We start from the raw sequence: 23,409 nt of genomic DNA, 5'->3' as shown, positions 1-23,409 counted from the left end.
GAGCTGCCGCAGGACAAGGAAATGGTCATGCCGGGTGACAACGTGTCGATCACCGTCAAGCTGATCGCCCCGATCGCCATGGAAGAAGGCCTGCGCTTCGCTATCCGCGAAGGTGGCCGTACCGTCGGCGCCGGCGTTGTGGCAAAGATCCTCGACTAAGTTTTTGTCGAACTGGCGAGCGCGATACCAACCGGTCGCGTTCGTTTGCCAGGGGGTTGGCTTAGGCTAACCCCAAGTTGTTTTAGGGGTATAGCTCAACTGGCAGAGCGTCGGTCTCCAAAACCGAAGGTTGGGGGTTCGATTCCCTCTGCCCCTGCCAAATCAATCAGCCGCGTCGCGATGAAGACTCGTGACGCGGCTTAGTCTCGTTTGCGAAACATGGCTAATCCCAATGTCGAAACCGTAGGCGCCTCGAGCGGCAAAGTAATGCTCGTCGTGGCGGTGCTCCTGGTGGTAGCCGGAGTCATCGGTTTCTACGCGCTGGCCCAGCAGCCCTCTTACGTCCGCGGCGCCGCACTGTTCGCCGGTATCGCGCTGGGCGTAGTGGTGGCACTTATCTCCGCGCCTGGCAAGGACTTCGTGGGATTTGCCCGTGAATCGTATCGGGAAGTTCGCAAGGTCGTCTGGCCGACGCGCAAGGAAGCCGGACAAATGACGGGACTCGTCTTTGTCTTCGTCGTCGTTATGGCGCTCTTCCTGTGGTCGGCGGACAAGCTCATCGAGTGGGTAATCTTCTCGCTCGTGCTGGGCTGGAAATAAGAGGTAGACATGACGGATAACGCTCAGCAGGAAGCCACGGCATCGGAATCGCCTTCATCGAAGAAGCGCTGGTACGTGGTACACGCTTACTCCGGCATGGAAAAGAGCGTGCAGCGCGCGTTGCAAGAGCGCATCGAACGCGCCGAGATGCAGGACAAGTTTGGTCGCATCCTCGTGCCGTCGGAGGAAGTCGTGGAAATCAAGGGCGGGCAAAAGTCCGTCACCGAACGCCGCTTCTTCCCGGGTTACGTGCTGGTCGAGATGGAAATGACCGACGAGACGTGGCATCTGGTGAAGAACACCAGCAAGGTCACTGGTTTCGTTGGCGGCGCGCGCAATCGCCCGAGTCCGATCTCCCAACGGGAAGTCGACAAGATCATGACCCAGATGCAGGAAGGGGTCGAGAAGCCGCGTCCCAAGACGTTGTTCGAAGTGGGCGAAATGGTGCGTGTCAAGGATGGCCCATTCACCGATTTCAACGGTAACGTCGAAGAAGTGAATTACGAAAAGTCGCGCCTGCGCGTGACCGTCACGATCTTCGGACGTGCGACGCCGGTCGAACTGGAGTTCGGCCAGGTCGAGAAGGTTTAAGGATTTTTCACTGCCGTCGCCCGTAAGGGGGAGGGTGGAAAAAGGGTCAGTTACGGCTGGCCCGAAGAGGAGCGTGAGGTCATGCCTGGCATGGCGATAGCGCGTTACCACTCAACAGGATCTGATTCCGAAACAGGAACGGGTCCGGATTGGAGTAAATATGGCCAAGAAGATCATTGGCTTTATCAAGCTGCAGATTCCAGCTGGTAAGGCAAATCCCTCCCCGCCCGTTGGTCCCGCACTGGGTCAGCGCGGTCTGAACATCATGGAGTTCTGCAAGGCGTTCAACGCCCAGACCCAGGGTATGGAACCCGGTCTGCCGGTGCCGGTGGTGATTACTGCCTTCGCCGACAAGAGCTTCACGTTCGTGATGAAGTCGCCGCCGGCGACCGTGCTGATCAAGAAGGCAGCAGGCATCACCAAGGGTTCGCCGAAGCCCCATACCGACAAGGTTGGCAAGATCACCCGTGCCCAGGCTGAAGAAATCGCCAAGGCAAAGAATGCTGACCTCACCGCCGCTGACCTCGACGCCGCCGTGCGTACGATCGCTGGTTCGGCGCGTTCGATGGGCATCACCGTGGAGGGTCTGTAAATGGCTAAGGTTTCGAAGCGCGTCGCCGCTAACAAGGCGAAGGTCGAGCGTACCAAGTTTTACCCGATCGACGAGGCTCTGAGCCTGGTCAAGAGCTGCGGCTCGACCAAGTTCGACGAATCGATCGACGTGGCCGTGCAACTGGGCATCGATGCCAAGAAGTCGGACCAGGTTGTGCGTGGTTCCGTAGTGCTGCCGGCTGGTACCGGCAAGTCGGTGCGCGTGGCTGTGTTCGCCCAAGGCGAAAAGGCCGAAGCCGCCAAGGCTGCTGGCGCTGACGTGGTTGGCATGGAAGACCTGGCAGAGCAAGTAAAGGCCGGTAATCTGAACTTCGACGTCGTGATCGCCTCGCCGGACACGATGCGTATCGTGGGTACGCTGGGCCAGATCCTGGGCCCGCGCGGACTGATGCCGAACCCGAAGGTTGGCACTGTGACGCCGGACGTCGCCCAGGCTGTGAAGAACGCCAAGGCTGGTCAGGTGCAATACCGCGTCGACAAGGCCGGTATCATCCACGCCACCATCGGTCGTCGCTCGTTCGACGACGCCGCGCTGAAGAGCAACCTGGCCGCCCTGCTGGACGCCCTGGTCAAGTCGAAGCCGGCTACGAGCAAGGGCGTGTACCTGCGCAAGATCGCCGTGTCGTCCACGATGGGCGTTGGCGTTCGCGTCGAACAGACCTCGCTGTCGGCCTAAGCTGACGGCAGCCACCTGGCAGGAACCCGATAACGCCCGCCAGGGCAGGAATTGAAGACTGCGGTGTTGCCGCAGTCGACTCCAGCGCCGGAAGGCGACGGAGGAAGGCTTTGGGCAGTGGCATCAGCCTCGCGCTTGACGTGAGGGAGGTGCCGCTGGTTATCAAAGACCGCTGGTGTTCATGCCGCCTCGGCAGCGTGGACTTAATCGGTCGGCGCCATGCGGAGCTCGCTCCGATGATCGCCGGTCTGCCAGCGCAGATGGCGCACCCGAAGGGATTGATGACGCCGGGTAGGACCCCGGGGGATTCGGGCCAATCGGACGCCGTTCGTTTGGACTGATGTGATTGAGCCGGTTTTCCGGTGCATTCGCATCGTTTTGGAGCTTAACCGTGCCACTCAATATTGAAGATAAGAAGGCCGTCGTTGCTGAGGTTTCGGCGCAAGTCGCCAAGGCCCAGACCATCGTCGTGGCCGAATATCGCGGCATTACGGTTGGCGATCTGACCAAGCTGCGTTCCACCGCTCGTCAGCAAGGCGTGTACCTGCGTGTTCTGAAGAACACGCTGGCCCGCCGTGCCGTCGAAGGTACGCCGTTTGCAGGCCTCGCAGAGCAGATGACCGGCCCGCTGATCTACGGTATTTCCGAAGATGCAGTGTCGTCGGCCAAGGTTCTGAACGACTTTGCCAAGACCAACGACAAGTTGGTCCTGCGTGCAGGGTCGTACAACGGCAACGTTCTCGATGCTGGCGCCGTCAAGGCCTTGGCTTCGATCCCGAGCCGTGACGAACTGATTGCTCAGCTGCTTGGCGTGATGCAAGCGCCGGTGTCGGGCTTCGCCCGCCTGCTGGCTGCTGTGGCTGCCAAGAAGGCCGAAGGTGCTCCCGCGGAAGCGGAAGCCCCGGCTGCCTGAGCCCTCGCTTAAACAGATCGCATTACCGATCCCGAATCAAATCTAGTAGGAGTATTCCAAATGGCAATCACTAAAGACGACATCCTGGAAGCCGTTGGCGCGATGTCCGTGATGGAACTGAACGACCTGGTCAAGGCGTTCGAAGAGAAGTTTGGCGTGTCGGCTGCAGCCATGGCTGTTGCTGCTGCCCCGGGCGCTGGCGGTGCCGCTGCCGCTGAAGAACAGACCGAATTCAACGTGATCCTGGCCGAAGTTGGCGCCAACAAGGTCGGCGTGATTAAGGCTGTTCGCGAAATCACCGGTCTGGGCCTGAAGGAAGCCAAGGACCTGGTCGATGGCGCACCGAAGCCCGTCAAGGAAGGCGTGGACAAGGCCGCTGCTGCCGAAGCCAAGAAGAAGCTGGAAGACGCTGGCGCGAAGGTCGACGTCAAGTAAGTGGTACCGCGCGTGCCTTCGGGCACGCGGATGGGGCTGGCAAAGGGAGAATCCCGGCGCCAGCCTTTTTGCGCTTGTGTGGGTGTGTTTAGAGGTGCACCTTGGGGCGTAATGTCCTTTCCTTGACGAGGAGAGGAAGCGAAAGATGTGAAGTAGCGTATGCTTGGCAGTGCGAAATCCTTCGCTGCCTTAGCAGAAGCCAAACATCAGTGGCACACTAGGTGGTTGCTGATGTTTGTCTTCTGAACCGACTGCAGAAGACAAGTTTGGTCGGGTATCCCCCGGACGCGTACAGGCATTGCGCCGTGCAATGACCACACCGTCCGCAGCGTGCGGGTACCGTCAGCCAGAGGTTGGTAGCGGCCAACCGCCAAATCCCCTCCCAGTCGCTGAACACCTCAGGTGCCGGCCAGGTCCAGCCTGCCCTGCGATGATTCGGAGATCCCATGGCGTACAGCTTCACCGAAAAGAAGCGCATTCGCAAATCCTTTGCGAAGCGTGCTACGGTTCATCAGGTTCCATTCCTGCTTGCAACACAGATTGAATCCTACACCCAGTTTTTGCAAGCGGAAACGCCGACCGCGCGTCGCAAGAGCGAGGGTCTGCAAGCTGCGTTTAACGCAATCTTCCCAATCTCCTCCCATAACGGGCTTGCCCGTATGGAGTTTGTCTCGTATCACCTTTCCAACCCGCCGTTCGACGTCAAGGAATGCCAGCAGCGCGGCCTGACTTTCCACTCGGCGCTGCGTGCCAAGGTTCGACTGATCATCAACGATCGCGAGAACCCGGGCAAGGTGAAGGAAGTGAAAGAACAGGAAGTCTACATGGGCGAAATTCCGCTCATGACGTCGACCGGTTCTTTCGTGATTAACGGCACCGAACGTGTCATCGTTAGCCAGTTGCACCGTTCCCCGGGCGTGTTCTTCGAACACGACAAGGGCAAGACGCACAGCTCCGGCAAGCTGCTGTTCTCGGCACGTATCATTCCGTACCGCGGTTCGTGGCTCGACTTCGAATTCGATCCGAAGGACATCCTGTACTTCCGTGTGGACCGCCGCCGCAAGATGCCGGTGACGATCCTGCTGAAGTCGATCGGCCTGACGCCGGAACAGATCCTGGCTCACTTCTTCGTGTTCGACAATTTCACGCTGCAAGGCGAAGGCGCGCAACTCGAGTTCGTGCCCGAGCGTCTGCGCGGTGAAGTTGCGCGCTTTGACATCGTCGACAAGAATGGCCGTGTCGTGGTGGAGAAGGACAAGCGGATCAACGCCAAGCACATCCGTGACCTGGATTCCGCCGGCACCAAGCTGATCAGCGTGCCCGAGGACTATCTGCTCGGCCGCGTGCTGGCCAAGAACATCATCGATCCGGACACCGGTGAAGTGATCGCCAACGCCAACGACGAGCTGACCGAGACGCTGTTGGAAAACCTGCGCGAAGCGGGCGTCAAGAACATCCAGACGCTGTACACGAACGACCTCGACCAAGGTCCGTACATCTCGCAGACGCTGCGTGCCGACGATACCGCCGATCAGACGGCAGCGCGTATCGCCATCTACCGCATGATGCGCCCGGGCGAACCGCCCACCGAAGACGCAGTGGAAGCGCTGTTCCAGCGCCTGTTCTACAGCGAGGAATCGTACGATCTGTCGCGCGTTGGCCGCATGAAGGTCAACAGCCGTCTGTCGCGTCCGAGCGGCGAAGGCAGCATGGTGCTGCAGGACGAGGACATCCTCGAGACGATCAAGATCCTGGTGAACCTGCGTAACGGCAAGGGCGAAGTCGATGACATCGACCACCTGGGCAATCGTCGCGTGCGTTGCGTTGGCGAACTGGCCGAAAACCAGTTCCGCGCCGGCCTGTCGCGTGTGGAGCGTGCGGTCAAGGAACGTCTGGGCCAAGCCGAGACCGAGAACCTGATGCCGCACGACCTGATCAACTCGAAGCCGATTTCGTCGGCGATTCGCGAGTTCTTCGGTTCGTCGCAGCTGTCGCAGTTCATGGACCAGACCAACCCGCTGTCGGAAATTACCCACAAGCGCCGTGTTTCGGCACTTGGCCCGGGCGGTCTGACGCGCGAGCGCGCCGGCTTTGAAGTCCGTGACGTGCACCCGACCCACTATGGCCGCGTGTGCCCGATCGAAACGCCGGAAGGCCCGAACATTGGTCTGATCAACTCGCTGGCACTGTATGCTCGCCTGAACGAATACGGCTTCCTGGAAACGCCGTACCGCAAGGTGGAGAACAGCAAGCTGACCGACCAGGTGGATTACCTGTCGGCCATCGAGGAAGGCAAGTACGTGGTGGCGCAGGCCAATGCGACAGTCGATGCAGACGGCACGCTGATCGACGAACTGGTGTCGTCGCGTGAGGGTTCCGAGCGGGAAACCCGCATGGTGACCCCAGACCGCGTGCAGTACATCGACGTGGCGCCGTCGCAGATCGTGTCGGCTGCTGCCTCGCTGGTGCCGTTCCTTGAGCACGATGACGCGAACCGTGCACTGATGGGCGCGAACATGCAGCGTCAGGCCGTACCTTGCCTGCGTCCGGACAAGCCGCTGGTGGGTACTGGCGTGGAGCGCACCGTGGCCGTTGACTCGGGTACGGCCGTGCAGGCGATGCGTGGCGGCGTGGTGGATTACGTCGATGCGATGCGTGTGGTGATTCGTGTGAACGACGACGAAGCCGTGGCCGGCGAAGTTGGCGTGGACATCTATAACCTGATCAAGTACACGCGTTCGAACCAGAACACCAACATCAACCAGCGTCCGATGGTGAAGGTTGGCGATATCGTTGCGCGCAACGATGTGATCGCCGACGGCGCCTCCACCGACCTGGGTGAACTGGCACTGGGCCAGAACATGCTGGTGGCGTTCATGCCGTGGAACGGCTACAACTTCGAGGATTCGATCCTGATCTCGGAGCGTGTGGTTGCCGAAGACCGTTATACCTCGATCCACATCGAGGAACTGTCGGTCGTCGCCCGTGACACCAAGCTGGGACCGGAAGAAATCACGCGCGACATCTCGAACCTGGCCGAAGCGCAACTGGCGCGCCTGGACGAGTCGGGCATCACGTACATCGGCGCCGAAGTGGAAGCTGGTGACGTGCTGGTGGGCAAGGTCACGCCGAAGGGCGAAACCCAGCTGACGCCGGAAGAGAAGCTGCTGCGCGCGATTTTCGGCGAGAAGGCTTCGGACGTGAAGGACACGTCGCTGCGCGTGCCGTCGGGCATGAGCGGTATCGTGATCGACGTGCAGGTGTTCACGCGTGAAGGCGTGACGCGCGACAAGCGTGCGCAGTCGATCATCGACGACGAACTGAAGCGCTACCGCCTGGACCTGAACGACCAGCTGCGTATCGTGGAAGGCGATGCCTTCCAGCGTCTGGAGCGCCTGCTGATCGACAAGACCGTCAATGGCGGTCCGAAGAAGCTGGTCAAGGGTGCGAAGCTGACGAAGGAATACCTGGCGGACCTGGACAAGTACCACTGGTTCGACATTCGTCCGGCCGACGAGGAACTGGCTGCCCAGCTGGAAGCCGTCAAGGAAGCCATCGAGCAGAAGCGCCACGAGTTCGACCTGGCCTTCGAAGAGAAGCGCAAGAAGCTGACGCAGGGCGACGAACTGCCGCCGGGCGTGATCAAGATGGTCAAGGTGTACCTGGCCGTCAAGCGCCGCCTGCAGCCGGGCGACAAGATGGCAGGTCGTCACGGTAACAAGGGTGTGGTGTCGAAGATCGTTCCGATCGAAGACATGCCGTACATGGCCGACGGTACGCCGGCGGACATCGTGCTGAACCCGCTGGGCGTGCCTTCGCGGATGAACGTGGGTCAGATTCTCGAAACCCACCTCGGCTGGGCCGCGCGCGGTCTGGGCGAGCGCATCGGCAACATGCTCAAGGCTAACGTTCGTGCAACGGAACTCCGTCCGCTGCTCGCGCAGATCTACAACGAGAGCGGCAAGCCGGAAGACCTCGACAGCCTCAGCGACGCTGAAGTGCTGGAACTGGCCACCAACCTGAAGAAGGGTGTGCCGTTCGCCACGCCGGTGTTCGACGGTGCGCATGAAGACGAAATCCGTCGCATGCTGGACCTGGCCTATCCGGAAGAGATCGCTCGCGAGAAGGGTCTGACGGCCTCGAAGCAGCAGGTCACGCTGCACGACGGCCGCACGGGCGAAGCCTTCGAGCGTCCGGTCACGCTGGGTGTGATGCACATGCTGAAGCTGCACCACTTGGTCGACGACAAGATGCACGCGCGTTCGACCGGTCCGTACTCGCTGGTGACGCAGCAGCCGCTGGGCGGTAAGGCCCAGTTCGGTGGCCAGCGTTTCGGTGAGATGGAAGTGTGGGCACTGGAAGCCTACGGCGCGTCGTACGTGCTGCAGGAAATGCTGACGGTCAAGTCCGATGATGTGAACGGCCGTACCAAGGTGTACGAAAACATCGTCAAGGGCGAGCACTCGATCGACGCCGGCATGCCGGAATCGTTCAACGTGCTGGTGAAGGAAATCCGCTCGCTGGGTATCGACATCGATCTGGATCGCTTCTGATCCGGTTCGATCGGGAGGCAGCCGCGGTTGCCTCCCACCAGTGCAGGTTTCCCACAGGATTGAATGCCGCCGTACCGGACAGACTCCGGGCCGGTGGCGAAACAAGGAGTTGCAATGAAAGCATTGCTCGATCTCTTTAAGCAGGTTCAGCAGGAAGAGCAGTTCGACGCGATCAAGATCGGCCTGGCCTCGCCCGAGAAGATCCGTTCGTGGTCGTATGGCGAAGTGAAGAAGCCGGAAACGATCAACTACCGTACGTTCAAGCCGGAACGGGATGGTCTGTTCTGCGCCAAGATCTTTGGCCCGATCAAGGACTACGAGTGCCTGTGCGGCAAGTACAAGCGCCTGAAGCACCGTGGTGTGATTTGCGAGAAGTGCGGCGTTGAAGTGACGCTGGCCAAGGTGCGCCGTGAGCGCATGGGCCACATCGAACTGGCCGCGCCGACCGCGCACATCTGGTTCCTGAAGTCGCTGCCATCGCGTCTGGGCATGGTCCTGGACATGACGCTGCGCGACATCGAGCGCGTGCTGTACTTCGAGGCATTCGTGGTGCTCGAACCCGGCATGACCCCGCTCAAGAAGAGCCAGATCATGTCGGAAGACGACTACATCGCGAAGTGCGATGAGTACGGCGAAGGCGAGTTCGTGGCAATGATGGGTGCCGAGGGCATCCGTGAACTGCTGCGCGGCATCGACATCGAGAAGCAGATCGAACAGATCCGCGCCGAGCTGCAGGCCACGGGTTCCGAAGCCAAGATCAAGAAGTTCGCCAAGCGCCTGAAAGTGCTCGAGGCGTTCCAGCGTTCGGGCATCAAGCCCGAGTGGATGATCCTGGAAGTGCTGCCGGTGCTGCCGCCCGAACTGCGTCCGCTGGTTCCGCTCGATGGCGGCCGTTTCGCCACGTCGGATCTGAACGACCTGTATCGTCGCGTCATCAACCGTAACAACCGTCTGAAGCGCCTGCTGGAGCTGAAGGCCCCTGAAATCATCGTGCGCAACGAAAAGCGCATGCTGCAGGAAGCCGTCGACTCGCTGCTGGACAACGGTCGTCGCGGCAAGGCCATGACGGGTGCGAACAAGCGTCCGCTGAAGTCCCTGGCTGAAATGATCAAGGGCAAGGGCGGCCGTTTCCGTCAGAACCTGCTGGGCAAGCGCGTGGACTACTCGGGCCGTTCGGTCATCGTGGTGGGCCCGACGCTGAAGCTGCACCAATGCGGCCTGCCCAAGCTGATGGCGCTCGAACTGTTCAAGCCGTTCATCTTCCACAAGCTGGAAACGATGGGCATCGCCACCACGATCAAGGCGGCGAAGAAGGAAGTGGAAAGCCAGACGCCTGTGGTGTGGGACATCCTCGAAGAGGTGATCCGCGAGCACCCGGTGATGCTGAACCGTGCGCCGACGCTGCACCGCCTGGGTATCCAGGCGTTCGAGCCGGTGCTGATCGAAGGCAAGGCCATCCAGCTGCATCCGCTGGTCTGCGCGGCATTCAACGCCGACTTCGACGGTGACCAGATGGCTGTTCACGTACCGCTGTCGCTGGAAGCCCAGATGGAAGCCCGCACGCTGATGCTGGCCTCCAACAACGTGCTGTTCCCGGCCAACGGCGATCCGTCGATCGTCCCGTCGCAAGACGTGGTGCTGGGTCTGTACTACACGACCCGCGACAAGATCAACGGCAAGGGTGAAGGCATGACGTTCGCTGACATCAGCGAAGTCATCCGCGCCTACGAGAACAAGGAAGTCGAACTCGCCTCGCGTGTGAACGTGCGGATCACCGAGTACGTGCTGGTGGACAAGGACGCAGTGGGCGATGCCCGCTTCGCACCGAAGATCACGCTGCAGGCCACCACGGTCGGCCGCGCGATCATGTCCGAAATCCTGCCGAAGGGCCTGCCTTTCTCGGTGCTGAACAAGCCGCTGAAGAAAAAGGAAATCTCGCGTCTGATCAACACTGCGTTCCGCAAGTGCGGTCTGCGCGAAACGGTGATCTTTGCTGACAAGCTGCTGCAGTCGGGCTTCCGCCTGGCTACGCGCGCCGGTATCTCGATCGCGATCGACGACATGCTGGTGCCTCCGCAGAAGGAGAAGATCATCTCCGACGCAGCTGCCAAGGTGAAGGAATACGACAAGCAGTACATGTCGGGTCTGGTGACGGACCAGGAACGTTACAACAACGTCGTGGACATCTGGGGCGCCGCAGGCGACCAGGTGGGCAAGGCGATGATGGAACAGCTCCAGCACGAAGACGTGGTCGATCGCACCGGTGCGACGGTCAAGCAGGAATCGTTCAACTCGATTTACATGATGGCGGACTCGGGTGCTCGCGGTAGCGCGGCACAGATTCGTCAGCTGGCGGGTATGCGCGGCCTGATGGCCAAGCCGGACGGCTCGATCATTGAAACGCCGATTACGGCGAACTTCCGTGAAGGCCTGAACGTTCTGCAGTACTTCATCTCGACCCACGGTGCACGTAAGGGTCTGGCGGATACGGCACTGAAGACCGCGAACTCGGGCTACCTGACGCGTCGTCTGGTTGACGTGACGCAGGATCTGGTGGTGGTGGAAGACGATTGCGGCACCTCCAACGGCGTGGCCATGAAGGCCCTGGTCGAAGGCGGTGAAGTGATCGAAGCCCTGCGCGATCGTATCCTCGGCCGTGTGACGGTGGCGGACGTCGTGAATCCTGAGACCCAGGAAACGGCAATCGAAACCGGCACGCTGCTGGACGAAGATCTGGTCGAATTGATCGACAGCATCGGCGTGGACGAAGTGAAGGTGCGCACGCCGCTGGCATGCGACACGCGCTACGGCCTGTGCGCCAAGTGCTATGGCCGCGATCTGGGCCGTGGCGTGCTGGTGAACTCGGGTGAAGCAGTGGGTGTGATCGCTGCACAGTCGATTGGTGAGCCGGGTACCCAGCTGACCATGCGTACGTTCCACATCGGTGGTGCGGCATCGCGTGCGGCAGTGGCATCGAGCGTGGAAGCCAAGGCTACCGGTACGGTGCGGTTCACGGCGACCATGCGTTACGTGACGAACGCCAAGGGCGAACTGATCGTGATCTCGCGTTCGGGCGAGGCACTGATCACGGACGACCACGGTCGCGAGCGCGAGCGCCACAAGATCCCGTACGGTGCCACGCTGCTGGTGCAGGACGGCCAGGCCATCAAGGCTGGTACGCAGCTGGCTACGTGGGATGCACTGACTCGTCCGATCGTTTCCGAGTACTCGGGCACGATCAAGTTCGAGAACGTGGAAGAAGGCGTGACCGTCGCCAAGCAGATGGACGAAGTGACGGGCCTGTCGACCCTCGTGGTGATCGATGCGAAGCGCCGTACGGCTGCTACCAAGGGCCTGCGCCCGCAGGTGCGCCTGCTCGACGCGAACAACCAGGAAGTGAAGCTGCCGGGTACGGATCACTCCGTGACCATCGGCTTCCAGGTGGGCGCGCTGATTACCGTGAAGGACGGTCAGCAAGTACACGTGGGTGAAGTGCTGGCACGTATCCCGACCGAATCGCAGAAGACCCGCGACATTACCGGTGGTCTGCCGCGTGTGGCCGAACTGTTCGAAGCCCGTTCGCCGAAGGACGCCGCCGTGCTGGCGGAAGTCACCGGTACGGTGTCATTCGGTAAGGATACGAAGGGCAAGCAGCGCCTGGTGATTACGGACCTGGACGGCAACGCCCACGAGTTCCTGATCGCGAAGGAAAAGCAGGTGCTGGTGCACGATGGCCAGGTGGTGAACAAGGGCGAAATGATCGTGGAAGGTCCGGCGGACCCGCACGACATCCTGCGCCTGAAGGGCATCGAGGAGCTGGCACACTACATCGTGGACGAAGTGCAGGACGTGTACCGTCTGCAGGGCGTGAAGATCAACGACAAGCACATCGAAGTGATTGTTCGTCAGATGCTGCGCCGCGTGCAGATTGCCGATGTGGGCGACTCCAAGTTCATCCCGGGTGAACAGGTGGAGCGTTCGGAGCTGCTCGACGAGAACGATCGCGTGATCGCCGAAGGCAAGCGTCCGGCCATCCACGACAACCTGTTGCTTGGTATTACCAAGGCGTCGCTGTCTACCGACAGCTTCATCTCGGCGGCATCGTTCCAGGAAACGACGCGCGTGCTGACCGAAGCCGCGATCATGGGCAAGACCGACGACCTGCGTGGTCTGAAGGAAAACGTGATCGTCGGCCGTCTGATCCCGGCCGGTACTGGTCTGGCCTACCACCGTGCCCGCAAGGCACGCGAGGCATCAGAACGCGAACGCGCCCAGGCGATCTCCGATGAAGAGCAATCGCTCTTCATCGAGCCGCTGGTGGTGCAGGCGACCGAGGGTGATGGCGACGCAGTCTGATCGCGATGTCCTGATCCAGCAGTATTGAAGCAGTAAAAAACCCGGTTCATCGAACCGGGTTTTTTTTCGTCTGCTTTCTCTTGAGCGCGCAGCATGCCGCAGTGGGTCAACACGGATGCACGTCGTCGACGGTAGGGCGTCAGTATCTTCCGCAACGTTTCCTGCCTCGCCATGCTTCACCTTCCCCCGATGAGTACACGTTGTCGTGTGTCGACAGTAATCGTCACCGTTGCGACGTTCGTTGCCGTTATTGACTTGAGCGCTGTGCAGGCGGCGTCCACCAATGATCGCTTTTCACTCGATCTTTCACCTGGAGCGCCCGCGACGATAGAAGACGAACGGCGTCGCCACTTCGAGCAGCACTACGACTGTGTGGCGGGAAATGGAGTGGCCGGGGTTTGCGCACATCTTGAGGATCGTGCGCGCCAGCGTCAAATCGATGCGGTACGTCAAAGTACGACGCCGGCAGGCATGCCGCCCCCGGTGCCTCCCCCCAATTACCGCGAGGCATGGCCGGCGCGCGGCATCTCCCTCCCTGGTGGACGCTAGCACCGGACTGTGACGAAGCATGTGGACGATCCTTGGGCAATCCGTTCACCTGGGGGCGCGTGCATTTTTCTCTATTTGGTCCTGATCTGTAGCAACGAACTGCGTAGCATCCGTACCCATCCGAGCACCGCTTCCATCCCCTGTGCGCTGTCACAGGAGAGTCCAGACTTGCACGTACACCACGAAATCACGGGGGACTCCTCATGGAAGGTAAGTGATGTTGAAATTCGTATCAGCGACGGTCCTGTTGACCGGCATGTCGTCGGCGCTGTTTGCCATGAGCGCCGACGATCTGCAGCGCGCAGAAGGGCTGTACCAGGCCAACTGCGCGGTCTGTCACTCAGCCAGCCGCGGTGGCTATGTCGGTCCGGCGTTGAACAAGGATCGATTGGTGCAGAGCGAAGCCGCGCTGCGCGGCACGATCATGACCGGCATCCCCGATACGCTGATGCCGCCGTTCCACTCACGCATGTCCGACGGGGACATCCGGCTCGTATCGGCATTCATCAAGACGCAGGCTGTTGGCGATCCGCAATGGTCGATGCAACAGGTGCGCGATAGCCTGGAAGTACTCGTCGACGAATCGAAGCTGCCGTCCCGCCCGACATACAAGATCGATTCCGTCTACGACCTCATGGCCGTCATGGCACGTGGGCGTTATGGCAAGGGGACTGGCAAGGACAATGCCAAGACGGTGTTCCTGAATGGCAAGACGAATGAGGTGGTGGGCGAGATCGCCACGCCGATGGCGCCTCACATTCTCGATTTCAGTCCGGTGGACCCGCGTTGGGGATGGCTGAAGAGCGATGACGGATACGTCTACAAGATCGATCTGTACTCGCTCAAGATCACGCGCAAGATCAAGACCGGACTCACGGGTCCGGGCATCGCGCTGTCCAATGATGGCAAATGGCTGGCAGCCAGTTCCTTCGTGCCCAACCAGGTGGTCATCATGAAGGCGGATACGCTGGAGCCAGTGAAGCATCTGAAGCTGGAGGGGACGGATCCGGACGGCAAGTTCATCCCATCGGCGGGTGGCCCGGTGATTGGCAGCCGCATCAATAACAAGTTCGCCTTGACCTTGAGGCAAGCGGGACAGATCTGGATCGTGGACCCCGACCGTGAAGGTATGCCCGTGACCAAGCTGGAGAAAGTGGGACGCATGCTTCACGACACGTTCCTGACGCCGGACGGACGGTACTCGATGGTGGCCTCCTATGGCGATAACAAGATCGTGGCGATCGATCTCAAGGAAGACAAGGTCGCGCGGGATATCCCGGCGGGGTGCCAGCCTCATGTGGGTTCCGGTGCCGTGACGCCGATCGGCGGGCGGATGCTCGCGTTCGGCACCAATATCGGCCAGTGCGACAAGGGGGATGTCGTGACGGTTTGGGACACCAAAGATTTCTCGGTGGTGAAGAACATTCAGGTCGCAGGACCGACCGAATCGCCAGCGGCGCATCCGGATGCACCGTATGTGGCGGTCGATATCGTCAGCAAGGACAAGAAGGCTTCGCAGATCCAGCTGATCGACAAGCAATCACTGGAAGTGGTGAAGACGCTCGATGCAGGCGGCCACGCGTTCTTTCCCGAGTACACCCGCGACGGGAAGTATCTCTACGTGAGCGCTGGGTACTACGGTGATCGGATTCGCGTCTACGACAGCAAGACATTGCAACTGGTGGCAGAACACAAGATGGAAAGCCCGGCAGGCATCTTCTCGCGTGCGCGCACGCAGTGGATTTCGGTGGGTTTGCCACCCACTCGCAAGCATTGAGACAGGGAGCCGACCATCATGAACAACGAGTTCAAAAAAGGGGTGCTTGGCCTTGGTTTTATGGCTGCGTCCATATGGACGATCGCCGCGTACGCCGCTGACGGAAAAGACGGCACGAAGCTCGACGACAATCTCTCCAGCATCGTGCCGCTGTGCGCCGCTTGCCATGGCATCGACGGTATCAGCAGCGTCGGCATGTATCCGCATCTGGCAGGGCAGAACGCCGAGTACCTTGCCAAGCAGTTGCGGGACTTCCGCAGCGGGGATCGTCAGGACGCGGTCATGCGCCCGATGGCCGAACCGTTGAGCGACGCCGCAATCGATGCGCTGGCGCGTCATTTTGGCGCGATGGGCGGCAGGCGGTAGCCATCCAGGCGCAGTTGTCGATCGAGCACTACGCGCGATCGACAACTGCCCGCATCATCGTCATGGCTTCGGCAATCTGCCCGGCATTCATCGATGCATAACCGAGCAGCAGCGTGTGACCTTGCCATACTTCGCCATGCCGGCACGCCGCCTCTTCGAGTGTGTAGACGCGGAGGCCGCATCGTAGCGCGCCATGCGCAATCGTCCTGGCATCGGGGCCATGCAGCGGCAGACGCAGCGCGAGATGCAATCCCGCACCTGGTCCGACGATCTCGCAGGTATTGCCCCAGATGTTGCGGATACCTTCGACAAGCACATCACGTTGCGCGCGATAACGTTGCCGCAGCCGATAGACGTGCCAGTTGTAGTCGCCGCGTTCGAGCAATCTGGCCAGCACGGCCTGCTCCAGCCACGGACATCCCTGATTCAGTAACGCCTTGCGCCGCGCCATGACTTCCACGAGGTGAGGCGGGCACGCCATGAAGCCCAGCCGCGTGCCGGGTCCCAATACCTTGGAAAACGTCCCGACATAGATGACGCGTGATGGATCAATCGCCATCAATGGCGGCAGTGGCGAACTCTCGTAGCGAAAGTCTGCATCGTAGTCATCCTCCACGATGCACGCGCCGGAGCGTGCTGCCCAGGCGAGCAGGGCGCGCCGCCGGCACATCGACATCGTCACGCCCAGCGGATACTGGTGCGATGGGGTGACGTAGGCCAGCGATGCCGGACCGAGTGGCAAGGCATCGGTGCAGAGTCCATCGGTATCGACGGGAAGTGCAATAGGGGATGCGTCCGCCAGTTGGGGGAGATTGCAGAAGCCTGCGTAACCTGGCGCTTCCACAACCACGCGACTCCCCGGTCGGACCATCTGTGCCGCCGCCAGATGCAGCGCCTCCTGCGCACCGGCTACGATGATGATCTGTTCGGGGTCGACAGCGAGCGCCCGCGTCGCTGCGAGATGATCGGCGATGCCGGTACGTAATCCCCACAATCCTTCGGGCGGCGTGTAGTCGCTGACGGCATGGCTCATCTGCCGCAGCAACGTACTGGATAGTGCCGCCCATCGCCGCGCAGGAAAGGCGTCGGTCGCAGGGCGCCCGATCCTGAAATCGAAACGCACCGGTGCGGCGGGCGGCAAGGTATGCACGCCTGTCGAGCCGAGTATTGGAAAGTGCTTGCCGAACGAAGGTGTGGCGAGCGCGTCCCTGGGTGTTGTGGGTAGCTGTGGCGTGGGCATTGCCGCACGCGGCACATTGTCTGCCACGAAGAAGCCCCGATTTGCCTCGCCGCGCACCAGTTCGGCATCGATCAAGCATTCATAGGCGCCGAGCACAGTGTTGCGCGCGACGTGGAGCATCGATGTCAGGCAGGCAATCGAAGGCAGCCGGTCAGCAGGCTGCAGCCGACCAGACAGAATCAGCCATTCGATCTGCTTGCCGATCTGGCGCTTGTACGGCTCGCCGCTTTCCCGATCGAGCACAAGAGGCAGTTCAAATGAGTGGCGTTGCATGGGGAGAGCTTGTCCCGGCCGACGTCCGTCATGTGCGTCAGCCGTTTTCCCTCATGCTAGCTGCAGGCTGCACGCATTCAGTTGTGCTGAGGCAAGGGTGTGGCGATTGCCGTGACACGTTTTTGGGCTTTGTGAATCAGGTGACGTTGTCACTGCCGCCGAGCATGCGTTGGAGTGGTATGGTTACGCCTTTCCTGGCTCCCCGTCCTCCCGCTGTCCATGTCGCAAGCCCTGGCGATCCTCAAAGAAGTCTTTGGCTACCATGCCTTCCGTGGCCGTCAGGCGGAAATCATCGACCACGTGGCCGAGGGCGGCGATTGCCTGGTGTTGATGCCCACGGGCGGCGGCAAATCGCTCTGTTATCAGATTCCGGCGTTGCTGCGCCAGCAGGCCGGACACGGCATCGGTATCGTCGTTTCGCCGCTGATCGCGCTGATGCAGGATCAGGTGGCGGCTTTGACCGAGGCCGGCGTGCGCGCCGCCGTGCTCAATTCCACGTTGAGCGGCAGCGAGGCATCGGCGGTCGAGCGCGATCTGCTGGCCGGGCGGCTCGATGTGCTCTACGTGGCGCCCGAGCGGCTCATGACGCCGCGCTTTCTCGATCTGCTCGATCGGGCGCGCGTGGGTTTGTTCGCGATCGACGAAGCGCACTGCGTCTCGCAATGGGGTCATGACTTCCGGCCTGAATACATACAGCTGTCCGTGCTGCATGAACGCTTTCCAAACGTTCCACGGATCGCGCTGACCGCCACGGCCGATGCGCTGACGCGTAACGAGATCGTCGAGCGGCTGGCACTGGACGATGCGCGGGTCTTCATTTCGAGCTTCGACCGCCCCAACATCCGCTATCGGATTGTCGAAAAGGACAACGCCCGCCAGCAACTGCTGGCCTTTATCAAGGCCGAGCACATGAGCGGCGAGGGCGGGCATGACAGCGGCATTGTCTATTGCCTGTCCCGGAAGAAGGTCGAGGACACGGCGGCGTGGCTGTCCAGCCATGGCATCAAGGCGTTGGGTTACCACGCCGGCATGGATGCCGAAGTGCGGCAACACCATCAGGCGCGCTTCCGCGAGGAAGAGGGCATCGTGATGGTGGCAACGATCGCGTTCGGCATGGGCATTGACAAGCCCGACGTCCGTTTCGTGTCGCACCTGGACCTGCCAAAGAGCATGGAAGGCTATTACCAGGAAACCGGCCGTGCCGGCCGCGACGGTTTGCCGGCGAACGCCTGGATGGCCTACGGCCTGGGCGATGTGGTGCAGCAGAAGCGGATGATCGACGAGTCGGAAGCAGACGATGCCCACAAGCGCGTGTCATCGTCCAAGCTCGACGCGCTGCTGGGTTTGTGCGAGACAGCCGGCTGCCGGCGGGTGCGGATTCTGGCTTACTTCGAGGAAGCATCCGAGCCCTGCGGAAACTGCGATACCTGCCTGGAGCCGCCCGCCACCTGGGATGGCACGCGCGAGGCGCAGATGGCGCTGTCTTGCGTCTACCGCACGGCGCAGGCCAGCCGCGTTCACTTTGGCGCCACGCATCTGATCGATGTGCTGCGGGGTAACGCCAGCGAGAAAATTCGCCAATGGGGGCACGACAAGGTGTCGACATTCGGCATTGGCAAGGACATGGCGGTGAGCGAGTGGCACGCGGTATTCCGCCAGTTGATCGCACATGGGTTGCTTGTGATCGATCACGGCGGACACGGCGCACTGTTGCTGGGTGAGTCCGCGCGAGAGGTGCTCAAGGGTGGTCGGTCGATCACGCTGCGGCGTCAGATGAGCAAGCCCCCAAAGTCGGGCGAGCGCGCATCGAAGGGCACGCGCACCGATCACACCGCAACGATGGACCCGGATACGCTCGCCAACTGGGAGGCGCTGCGCCGCTGGCGTACCGCCACGGCCAAGGAACATGGGGTGCCGGCCTACGTGATCTTTCACGATGCAACGCTTGCCGAACTTGCGCGCAGTGGTCCGGAATCTCTCGACGAACTGGCCGAAGTGCCCGGTATCGGGGCGTCAAAGCTAGAGCGCTACGGCGACGAGATCCTCGAAACCCTGCGCGGGGTTTGAGCGCAAGGTTGTAGACGTATACGCCGCGTATACCCCTTGACCGTTGCGTATCCCGCTGATAGAGTGCCAGATTCGAGTTTTTGGCTTCGGATTTCGCTCGTCCGTCGGCTGAGTGGTGCCCCAGGCGCCCGGCCAGGCAGGACGGCAGCGGGATCCCGGCGAGCTCGCGCTCTTTGGTAAGTCTGTCATTCCACAGCCCTTCCTCCGAGCGTCCGCTCACCTCTCCCGCCCAAAACCCGTTGTTGCCCCTTGGCCAGTTGCTGGCGCAGGGGTGTTTTTGTGTAAAACCAAGCTGGATTGAACAATGCCAACTATCAACCAACTGGTTCGCAAGCCGCGTGTCTCTGAGGTCATCAAGAGCAAGAGCCCGGCGCTTGAGAACTGCCCGCAGCGTCGCGGCGTGTGCACCCGCGTGTACACCACGACGCCGAAGAAGCCGAACTCGGCACTGCGTAAGGTCGCCAAGGTGCGCCTGACCAACGGTTTCGAAGTCATTTCGTATATCGGCGGTGAAGGCCACAACCTGCAGGAACACTCGGTCGTGCTGATTCGCGGCGGCCGTGTGAAGGACTTGCCGGGTGTGCGTTACCACATCGTCCGTGGCTCGCTGGATCTGCAAGGCGTGAAGGACCGCAAGCAGGCCCGTTCGAAGTACGGTGCGAAGCGTCCGAAGGCTGCCTAAGCTTTCTTCGCTGCAAGCAATATCCGATAGCCCTGGCGCGAGTCATGGTGCTGTCACCAGGCGGCGGTACAACGGAGCGTTTTTCGCGCCGTGCCGTCGAGTAAGTGGTCACCCGGCGAATTTGTCCAAGCGATTGACAAGCTAGTTGGTGGCCGGAGAGCGGAAATTTTGACCCGCCTCTCAACTGAATCTTAAGGAAAGAAGATGCCACGTCGTCGTGAAGTCCCCAAGCGGGATGTTCTGCCTGATCCGAAGTTCGGTAACGTTGAAGTTGCCAAGTTCATGAACGTGCTGATGCTGGACGGCAAGAAGTCGGTTGCCGAACGTATCGTGTACGGCGCGTTCGACCAGATCGAAAAGAAGGCAGGCAAGGCCCCCATCGAAGTGTTCTCCGTTGCGATCAACAACGTGAAGCCGGTGGTGGAAGTGAAGAGCCGTCGCGTGGGCGGCGCCAACTATCAGGTTCCGGTCGAAGTCCGTCCGTCGCGTCGTTTGGCATTGGCGATGCGTTGGCTGCGCGAGGCCGCGAAAAAACGCAGCGAGAAGTCGATGGCGCTGCGCCTGGCAGGTGAGCTGATGGAAGCTGCAGAAGGCCGCGGTGGCGCAATGAAGAAGCGCGACGAAGTGCACCGCATGGCCGAAGCCAACAAGGCGTTCTCGCATTTCCGCTTCTAAAGCGCGCGAAAAACACTGTTGGTTGCCGGGCGGGTTGTGTTTTCACACAATTCGCCCGTTTGTGTTAAGGGCGCAGCGGATGAGATTCCAGCGCCTCTCGGACAAATAGAGGATTAAAGTGGCTCGTAAGACTCCCATTGAGCGCTACCGCAATATCGGTATTTCGGCTCACATTGACGCGGGTAAAACCACCACGACCGAGCGTATCCTGTTCTACACCGGTGTGAACCACAAGATCGGTGAAGTGCATGATGGCGCGGCCACCATGGACTGGATGGAGCAGGAGCAGGAGCGTGGCATCACGATCACCTCCGCTGCCACCACGGCCTTCTGGAAGGGCATGGGCGGCAACTACCCGGAACACCGCTTCAACATCATCGACACCCCGGGCCACGTGGACTTCACCATCGAGGTGGAGCGTTCCATGCGCGTGCTGGATGGTGCCTGCATGGTCTACTGCGCAGTGGGTGGCGTGCAGCCGCAGTCGGAAACCGTCTGGCGTCAGGCCAACAAGTACCGCGTGCCGCGTCTGGCATTCGTGAACAAGATGGACCGTACCGGCGCGAATTTCTTCAAGGTCTACGACCAGCTGAAGACCCGCCTGAAGGCCAATCCGGTTCCCGTCGTGGTGCCTATTGGCGCCGAAGACGGCTTCCAGGGCGTGGTTGACCTGCTCGAAATGAAGGCCATCATCTGGGACGAATCCAGCCAGGGCGTGAAGTTCGAGTACCAGGACATCCCCGCCGAGCTGCAGGCCAGCGCCGAAGAATGGCGCGAGAAGATGGTCGAGTCGGCCGCCGAAGCCAGCGAAGAGCTGATGGAAAAGTATCTGGGTGGCGAAGAGCTGACCCGTGCCGAGATCGTCAAGGCGCTGCGTGACCGTACCATTGCCTGCGAAATCCAGCCGATGCTGTGCGGCACCGCGTTCAAGAACAAGGGCGTGCAGCGTATGCTGGACGCCGTGATCGACTTCCTGCCGTCGCCGGTCGACATTCCGCCGGTTACGGGTACGGATGAGCGCGACGACGAGAAGAAGCTGGAGCGCAAGGCTGACGACAGCGAGAAGTTCTCGGCGCTGGCGTTCAAGATCATGACCGACCCGTTCGTCGGCCAGCTGATCTTCTTCCGTGTGTACTCGGGCAAGATCAACTCGGGCGACACTGTGTACAACCCGGTGAAGCAGAAGAAGGAGCGTCTGGGCCGTATTCTGCAGATGCACGCGAACCAGCGCGAAGAAATCAAGGAAGTGCTGGCTGGCGACATCGCTGCTGCGGTGGGTCTAAAGGACGCCACCACGGGCGATACGCTGTGCGATCCGGCTGCGCCGATCGTGCTGGAGCGCATGGTGTTCCCGGAGCCGGTGATTTCGCAGGCTGTCGAGCCGAAGACCAAGGCTGACCAGGAAAAGATGGGTATCGCCCTGAATCGCCTGGCTGCTGAAGATCCTTCGTTCCGCGTGCGTACCGATGAAGAATCGGGCCAGACCATTATTTCGGGCATGGGCGAGCTCCACCTGGAAATTCTGGTCGACCGCATGAAGCGCGAATTCGGCGTGGAAGCCAACATCGGCGCCCCGCAGGTTGCCTACCGCGAAACCATCCGCAAGAAGGCCGAAGACGTCGAAGGCAAGTTCGTCAAGCAGTCGGGCGGCCGCGGCCAGTACGGTCACGCCGTGATCACGCTGGAACCGCAAACGCCGGGCAAGGGCTTCGAATTCGTCGACGCCATCAAGGGCGGTGTGATTCCTCGCGAATACATCCCGGCGGTCGAGAAGGGTATTGTCGACACGCTGCCGGCCGGTATCCTGGCAGGCTTCCCGGTTGTGGACGTGAAGGTCACGCTGACGTTTGGTTCGTACCACGATGTGGACTCGAACGAAAACGCGTTCCGCATGGCCGGCTCGATGGCTTTCAAGGAAGCCATGCGCAAGGCCAGCCCGGTTCTGCTGGAGCCGATGATGGCCGTGGAAGTGGAAACGCCGGAAGACTACACGGGTACCGTGATGGGCGACCTGTCGTCCCGCCGCGGCATCGTGCAGGGCATGGACGACATGGTTGGCGGCGGCAAGATCATCAAGGCCGAAGTCCCGCTGTCGGAAATGTTCGGTTATTCCACGTCGCTGCGCTCGGCCACGCAAGGTCGCGCCACGTACACGATGGAGTTCAAGCACTACTCCGAAGCACCGAAGAACATCGCCGAAGCCGTGATGACGGCCAAGGGCAAGTAATAAAGCTTTGCCGCCATGCGTGACCCGCATGGCGGCCAATGAATCGAATCACACTGAATTCCATTAGGAGCTGAAACATGGCAAAGGAAAAGTTCGAGCGGACCAAGCCGCACGTGAACGTAGGTACGATTGGTCACGTTGACCATGGCAAGACGACGCTGACGGCAGCAATTGCCACGGTGCTGGCTGCGAAGTTCGGCGGCTCGGCCAAGAAGTACGACGAGATCGATGCAGCGCCGGAAGAAAAGGCACGCGGCATCACGATCAACACCGCACACGTGGAATACGAAACGGCGAACCGCCACTACGCCCACGTTGACTGCCCGGGCCACGCTGACTATGTGAAGAACATGATCACGGGCGCCGCGCAGATGGACGGCGCGATCCTGGTGTGCTCGGCTGCAGACGGCCCGATGCCGCAAACGCGCGAACACATCCTGCTGGCCCGCCAGGTTGGCGTGCCTTACATCATCGTGTTCCTGAACAAGTGCGACATGGTCGACGACGCCGAGCTGCTCGAGCTGGTCGAAATGGAAGTGCGCGAACTGCTCTCGAAGTACGACTTCCCGGGCGATGACACGCCGATCGTGAAGGGTTCGGCCAAGCTGGCGCTGGAAGGCGACAAGGGCGACCTGGGCGAAGGCGCGATCATGGCTCT

Annotated in this window: 17 protein-coding genes and 1 tRNA gene; 17 read left to right on the top strand and 1 reads right to left on the bottom strand. The window is 61.0% G+C overall.

Translation table 11 applies throughout. The annotated features are described in order from the left end of the window. From FFS21_RS28305 to FFS21_RS28250, 12 genes are all read left to right on the top strand, one after another. The coding region (locus FFS21_RS28305) for an EF-Tu C-terminal domain-related protein (RefSeq protein WP_502705172.1) at positions 1–159 on the top strand (159 nt) is incomplete at its 5' end. Positions 160–243: 84 nt separating this feature from the next. Beyond that, positions 244–319: transfer RNA gene (locus tag FFS21_RS28300), tRNA-Trp, on the top strand. A 59-nt stretch (positions 320–378) separates the two neighbouring features. Then, complete coding sequence (secE, locus tag FFS21_RS28295; RefSeq protein ID WP_137928010.1) at positions 379–759, top strand: preprotein translocase subunit SecE; 381 nt, start codon at positions 379–381, stop codon at positions 757–759. 9 nt (positions 760–768) lie between these two features. After that, on the top strand, positions 769–1,350 hold the full coding sequence (gene nusG, locus FFS21_RS28290; protein ID WP_137928009.1) for a transcription termination/antitermination protein NusG: 582 nt from the start codon (positions 769–771) through the stop codon (positions 1,348–1,350). 160 nt (positions 1,351–1,510) lie between these two features. Beyond that, entirely contained in the window at positions 1,511–1,942 is a 432-nt protein-coding gene (rplK, locus tag FFS21_RS28285) for a 50S ribosomal protein L11 (RefSeq protein WP_010810467.1), read from the top strand. Next, positions 1,943–2,638: a 50S ribosomal protein L1 gene (gene rplA, locus FFS21_RS28280; protein WP_137928008.1), complete on the top strand. Its 696-nt coding sequence runs from the start codon at positions 1,943–1,945 to the stop codon at positions 2,636–2,638. 391 nt (positions 2,639–3,029) lie between these two features. Further along, entirely contained in the window at positions 3,030–3,551 is a 522-nt protein-coding gene (rplJ, locus tag FFS21_RS28275) for a 50S ribosomal protein L10 (RefSeq protein WP_130393182.1), read from the top strand. A 60-nt stretch (positions 3,552–3,611) separates the two neighbouring features. Then, the gene (gene rplL, locus FFS21_RS28270; protein WP_010810464.1) at positions 3,612–3,986 is read left to right on the top strand and encodes a 50S ribosomal protein L7/L12; all 375 of its coding nucleotides are present in this window, start codon (positions 3,612–3,614) and stop codon (positions 3,984–3,986) included. A gap of 446 nt (positions 3,987–4,432) precedes the next feature. After that, entirely contained in the window at positions 4,433–8,539 is a 4,107-nt protein-coding gene (gene rpoB, locus FFS21_RS28265) for a DNA-directed RNA polymerase subunit beta (RefSeq protein ID WP_137928007.1), read from the top strand. A 114-nt stretch (positions 8,540–8,653) separates the two neighbouring features. After that, positions 8,654–12,895 carry a DNA-directed RNA polymerase subunit beta' gene (gene rpoC / locus FFS21_RS28260; RefSeq protein ID WP_137928006.1) on the top strand — a complete coding sequence of 1,414 codons (4,242 nt, stop codon included), beginning with the start codon at positions 8,654–8,656 and terminating at the stop codon, positions 12,893–12,895. Positions 12,896–13,661: 766 nt separating this feature from the next. Continuing rightward, the gene (locus FFS21_RS28255) at positions 13,662–15,221 is read left to right on the top strand and encodes a nitrite reductase (RefSeq protein ID WP_137928005.1); all 1,560 of its coding nucleotides are present in this window, start codon (positions 13,662–13,664) and stop codon (positions 15,219–15,221) included. Between the two features lie 18 nt (positions 15,222–15,239). Beyond that, positions 15,240–15,587, top strand: coding sequence for a c-type cytochrome (locus tag FFS21_RS28250; protein ID WP_237380194.1), 348 nt, complete (start codon positions 15,240–15,242; stop codon positions 15,585–15,587). 28 nt (positions 15,588–15,615) lie between these two features. On the opposite strand, the gene pdxR is transcribed toward FFS21_RS28250, so the two are convergent. Next, the gene (gene pdxR, locus FFS21_RS28245) at positions 15,616–17,100 is read right to left on the bottom strand and encodes a MocR-like pyridoxine biosynthesis transcription factor PdxR (RefSeq protein WP_137928004.1); all 1,485 of its coding nucleotides are present in this window, start codon (positions 17,098–17,100) and stop codon (positions 15,616–15,618) included. Positions 17,101–17,319: 219 nt separating this feature from the next. Here pdxR and recQ point away from each other — a divergent pair, with 219 nt between their 5' ends. The 5 genes from recQ to FFS21_RS28220 all read left to right on the top strand — a co-directional run. After that, positions 17,320–19,167: a DNA helicase RecQ gene (gene recQ / locus FFS21_RS28240; RefSeq protein ID WP_137928003.1), complete on the top strand. Its 1,848-nt coding sequence runs from the start codon at positions 17,320–17,322 to the stop codon at positions 19,165–19,167. Between the two features lie 304 nt (positions 19,168–19,471). Next, entirely contained in the window at positions 19,472–19,849 is a 378-nt protein-coding gene (gene rpsL, locus FFS21_RS28235) for a 30S ribosomal protein S12 (protein WP_006576501.1), read from the top strand. A 204-nt stretch (positions 19,850–20,053) separates the two neighbouring features. Next, on the top strand, positions 20,054–20,524 hold the full coding sequence (gene rpsG / locus FFS21_RS28230) for a 30S ribosomal protein S7 (protein WP_066734316.1): 471 nt from the start codon (positions 20,054–20,056) through the stop codon (positions 20,522–20,524). Between the two features lie 118 nt (positions 20,525–20,642). After that, on the top strand, positions 20,643–22,751 hold the full coding sequence (gene fusA, locus FFS21_RS28225) for an elongation factor G (protein ID WP_137928002.1): 2,109 nt from the start codon (positions 20,643–20,645) through the stop codon (positions 22,749–22,751). A 77-nt stretch (positions 22,752–22,828) separates the two neighbouring features. Next, positions 22,829–23,409, top strand: a 581-nt coding sequence (locus FFS21_RS28220; protein ID WP_137928001.1) for a GTP-binding protein, incomplete at its 3' end; no start/stop codon positions are given.

The sequence above is a fragment of the Cupriavidus sp. 2SB genome, from assembly GCF_005503625.1.
In the GTDB taxonomy this organism is placed as follows: domain Bacteria; phylum Pseudomonadota; class Gammaproteobacteria; order Burkholderiales; family Burkholderiaceae; genus Cupriavidus.
The sequence above is the reverse complement of the archived record's forward strand: the minus strand, read 5'-3'. Positions and strand labels throughout refer to the sequence as shown.

Excerpts from the sequence above, each read along its gene's own strand:
- rpsL (WP_006576501.1), top strand. The coding sequence starts at position 19,472 with ATGCCAACTATCAACCAACTGGTTCGCAAGCCGCGTGTCTCTGAGGTC.
- rpoC (WP_137928006.1), top strand. The coding sequence starts at position 8,654 with ATGAAAGCATTGCTCGATCTCTTTAAGCAGGTTCAGCAGGAAGAGCAG.
- rplL (WP_010810464.1), top strand. The coding sequence starts at position 3,612 with ATGGCAATCACTAAAGACGACATCCTGGAAGCCGTTGGCGCGATGTCC.
- rplA (WP_137928008.1), top strand. The coding sequence starts at position 1,943 with ATGGCTAAGGTTTCGAAGCGCGTCGCCGCTAACAAGGCGAAGGTCGAG.
- rplK (WP_010810467.1), top strand. The coding sequence starts at position 1,511 with ATGGCCAAGAAGATCATTGGCTTTATCAAGCTGCAGATTCCAGCTGGT.
- secE (WP_137928010.1), top strand. The coding sequence starts at position 379 with ATGGCTAATCCCAATGTCGAAACCGTAGGCGCCTCGAGCGGCAAAGTA.
- FFS21_RS28250 (WP_237380194.1), top strand. The coding sequence starts at position 15,240 with ATGAACAACGAGTTCAAAAAAGGGGTGCTTGGCCTTGGTTTTATGGCT.
- rpoB (WP_137928007.1), top strand. The coding sequence starts at position 4,433 with ATGGCGTACAGCTTCACCGAAAAGAAGCGCATTCGCAAATCCTTTGCG.
- recQ (WP_137928003.1), top strand. The coding sequence starts at position 17,320 with ATGTCGCAAGCCCTGGCGATCCTCAAAGAAGTCTTTGGCTACCATGCC.
- nusG (WP_137928009.1), top strand. The coding sequence starts at position 769 with ATGACGGATAACGCTCAGCAGGAAGCCACGGCATCGGAATCGCCTTCA.
- rpsG (WP_066734316.1), top strand. The coding sequence starts at position 20,054 with ATGCCACGTCGTCGTGAAGTCCCCAAGCGGGATGTTCTGCCTGATCCG.
- pdxR (WP_137928004.1), bottom strand. The coding sequence starts at position 17,100 with ATGCAACGCCACTCATTTGAACTGCCTCTTGTGCTCGATCGGGAAAGC.
- FFS21_RS28255 (WP_137928005.1), top strand. The coding sequence starts at position 13,662 with ATGTTGAAATTCGTATCAGCGACGGTCCTGTTGACCGGCATGTCGTCG.